The sequence below is a fragment of the Myxococcota bacterium genome, assembly GCA_035498015.1.
Taxonomy (GTDB): Bacteria; Myxococcota_A; UBA9160; order SZUA-336; family SZUA-336; genus VGRW01.
This window is the reverse complement of sequence record DATKAO010000202.1, coordinates 1-3,380: the sequence shown is the minus strand read 5'-3', so window position 1 is coordinate 3,380 and position 3,380 is coordinate 1. Positions and strand designations below refer to the sequence as shown.

The window sequence follows — 3,380 nt, the reverse complement described above, 5'->3', positions numbered from 1 at the left end:
GATCGAGATAGGCGACCGAGTAACCCTCGAGCGCCGGCCGGTGGGCGGCGTCCATGCCGCGCGCCAGCTCGCTGCGCCGCTTGGCGAGCGAGATGAACAGCGCCAGCGTCGACGAACACAGGAGCAGCCAGTTCGACGGGTTCGTGCCGACGAGCTCGGCGCCCAGGATCACGCGCAGCACGAACCCGGCCGAGAGCAGGAACACGTCGACCAGGGTCACGTGCTTGAGCCCGAACTGGTACAGGATCTCCTTCGCGACGTAGGCGCCGATCACGAGCATGGCCGCCGACACGCGCGAAGCCGCGGCGCAGGCCACCCCCGCTGCCAGCAGCGCACCGGCGAAGGCGATCGCGGCCGTCTTCGAGACGCGCCCCCCCGCGACCGGGCGCTGGCGCTTCTTCTCGTGCAGCCGGTCGCGCTCCGCGTCCATGGCGTCGTTCAGCGCGTACACGGCGGAAGACACGAGTGAGATCGCCGCCACGCCGAACAGGAACGGCACCGGGCGCAGCGTGCCCCCCGCCGCCAGCGCGAACGGGATCGGCATGAGCACGAACACGTTCTTCGCCCAGTCACGCGGCCGCGCCAGGCGCACGAAGTCCGACGCGGCCATCTAGAAGCCGATCCGCCGCATCACGAAGCGAGGCAGGTTGCGGATCACCAGCATCACCAGCCCCCAGATCGGCGGCGCGTAGACCACGGGCGTGCCGCGGTCGAGCGCGCGCAGCACCTGGCGCGCCACCCCGTCGGGCTCGCCCGCGAACGGGGGCGGCTTGAGCCCCTCGGTCATCGAGGTCCGCACGAACCCGGGCTTCACCGTGATGGTCACCAGGCCCTCGCTGCGGAACTTGTGGTCGAGACCCTCGAGATAGCGAGTGAGTCCCGCTTTGGCGGCGCCGTACAGGATCACCGGCTTGCGCCCGCGCTCGCCCGCGACCGACGACCAGACGCAGAGCGTGCCGCCGCCGCGCGGCAGCATGCGCTTCCGCGCCTCCTCGCAGAACGCGACGGTGTTCGCGAAGTTGGCCGCGAGCAGCTTCTGACAGAACTCGGGGTCGGCCTCGAGCCGCTCCTGTGAGCCGAACAGGCCCGCGCTCACCACCACCAGGTCGAAGCCGCCCAGCGCCTGGTCGGCCCGCTCGAGCGCCCCCGCGAAGCCCTTCGGCTGGAGCAGGTCGCACTCGAGCCAGCCGACCTCGCGCGCGCCCCGCGCCTCGAGGTCCTTCGCGCTGCGCGAGAGGTCGTCCGCCGGGATGCCCAGCAGGAAGAGTGACTCGCCGCGTTCGGCCAGGAGCCGCGACAGGGCCCGGCCCATGCCGCTGGTCGCGCCCAACAGGACTGCCTTCACACGTCGTCCCCGAGCAAGCGTACCGACAGCGCGCTGCGCAGGCGCCGCTCGGGGTCCCACTTGCGCCGCACCTCGAGGAAGTGCGGCAGCCGCGGCTCCATGGCGCGGAAGTGAGTGCCGCGGGTCAGCACGTCCTTCGCCATGTACACGCGCCCGCCCGCCTCGAGCACGATCTCGTTCAGCGCGTCGACCAGCGCCTGGGTGCGCTCGCCGCGCAGCGGCACGTCGAGCGCGATCGAGATGCCGGGCTTGGGGAACGACAAGAGGCCGCGGCCCTCGGCGCCGCAGTCCTTGATCACCGACACCGGCGACGGGCAGCCGCGCCGGGTCATGATCGCGAAGAAGCGGCGCACCACGCGCGTGTCTCGTTCGATCGGCAGCACGCACTGGTACTGGGCGAAGCCGCGCGGCCCGTACAGGCGGTTCCAGTGCAGGAGTCCGTCGAGCGGCCAGAAGAACGCCTGCGGGTGGGCGATCGCCGCGCGCGGCCGGCTCTGCGAGTGGAACCAGAGCTTGTTGAAGACACTCACCGTGAGCGCGTTCACGAGCCCGATCGGCAGCGGCGGCACCGACAGGCGCTCGCGCAGCAGCGGCGGCTGGGGCGGCGCTTCGCCGGCCTCGGCCCAGCGGCCCATGACCGCGAAGCCGCGGCCCATGCCCGGCCCGCGCTGGGTGCTGTCGAACCAGGTCTTGGTCATGGGCCAGCGGCGGCTCGACTCGAGCAGTGTCTCGACCAGGTCGTCGATGTCGGCCACGCGCCGCGTCTCGGTGTAGAGCCAGGCGCTGGGGATGCGCTCCATCTTTAGCTCGACCTCGAGGATGTGACCCGTGAGTCCCATGCCGCCCAGCGTGGCGCGGAACAGCTCGGGCTCGGTCTGCTCGGAGACCTCGAGCACGCGCCCGTCGGCGACGCGCATGCGCAGGCTGCGCACGTGCTCCCCGAACGTGCCCGCCACGTGGTGGTTCCCGCCGTGGACGTCCGAGGCGACCATGCCGCCCAGAGTCACGTACTGAGTGCCCGGCGAGACCGGTGACGCCCAGCCGCGGCGCAGGAACACGCGGTTCAGGTCACGCAGCGACAGACCCGCCTCGGCGCGCAGCACGCCGCTTCCGGGATCGAAGCCCAGGATGCGGTCGGCCCGGCGCGAGTTGGCGACCACGTCTGCAGGCGACGCCGGCAGCGACGCGTCGCCGTAGGAGCGCCCGAGCCCGCGCGAGAGCGCGGCGCTGGCGGTCGCGGCCTCGAAGTTCTCCGAGGCCCGCTCCATCCCCTCTACGACGGGATACCGTCCCCAGCCGGATAACTCGGTCATCGTGCGCTGCGCCTCCGGCCGATATCGGTTCCAAACGGTCGGACTATGGTATTCGCCCACTCGGCGGAGGGCGGCAAGGATTGTCGACGGTCTCGGACGCACGCGCATGGCTGGTCGATCTGGACGGGACGCTCTATCACGCGGCCCCGGTGAAGGCGGCCATGGCGCTCGAGCTCGTGGCTGCGGGGCTGCGCGTGGCGCCGCTCCTGCGCCGCTTCCGCGCCGAGCACGAGCGCGTGCGCGCGCTGGACGGCGCAGGCAGCGACCCCTTCGCGCGCCAGCTCGCCGGGGCGGCGCTCGCGCTCGGGGTCGAGCCGGCGACACTGCTCGGTGTCGTCGACGACTGGATGTTCCGGCGGCCGGGCAAGTGGCTGCGCGCCGCGCGGCGGCGCAGCTTCCTGGCCGAGCTCGCCGCCTTCCGCGCCGCGGGCGGGCGCACGGCGCTGGTGTCCGACTATCCGGCGCGGCAGAAGCTTACGGCGCTGGGCGTGGGCGCGCTGTTCGAGACGGTGGTGGCCTCGGGCGAGCCCGGCGGGCCGCGCCGCCTCAAGCCTTCGCCGGAAGGCGTGCTCGCCGCCGCCGCCCGGCTCGGAGTCAGGCCGGCCGAGTGTCTCGTGATCGGCGACCGCGAGGACGCCGACGGCGAGGCCGCGCGCCGCGCCGGCATGCGCTTCCGCCGGATCTCCGGCCTCTAGGGCTCAGAATCCTCGGCAGGCTCGGCG

General features: G+C 72.7%; 4 protein-coding genes. 1 reads left to right on the top strand and 3 read right to left on the bottom strand.

What is annotated here, in order from left to right:
- The 3 genes from VMR86_18030 to VMR86_18020 form a co-directional block, all read right to left on the bottom strand.
- Positions 1 to 610: UbiA prenyltransferase family protein (locus VMR86_18030; GenBank protein ID HTO08953.1), on the bottom strand; the 610-nt coding region annotated here is incomplete at its 3' end.
- Positions 611 to 1,345 carry an SDR family NAD(P)-dependent oxidoreductase gene (locus VMR86_18025; GenBank protein ID HTO08952.1) on the bottom strand — a complete coding sequence of 245 codons (735 nt, stop codon included), beginning with the start codon at positions 1,343 to 1,345 and terminating at the stop codon, positions 611 to 613. It lies immediately after the preceding gene.
- A complete protein-coding gene (locus tag VMR86_18020) occupies positions 1,342 to 2,613 on the bottom strand; it encodes an FAD-binding oxidoreductase (protein HTO08951.1) in 1,272 nt (423 codons plus the stop codon). Before VMR86_18020 ends, VMR86_18025 begins: the two co-directional genes overlap by 4 nt.
- Positions 2,614 to 2,738: 125 nt before the next feature.
- Between VMR86_18020 and VMR86_18015 the strand changes: the two genes are divergently transcribed.
- Positions 2,739 to 3,353 carry an HAD family hydrolase gene (locus tag VMR86_18015; GenBank protein ID HTO08950.1) on the top strand — a complete coding sequence of 205 codons (615 nt, stop codon included), beginning with the start codon at positions 2,739 to 2,741 and terminating at the stop codon, positions 3,351 to 3,353.
- Positions 3,354 to 3,380: the final 27 nt, after the last annotated feature.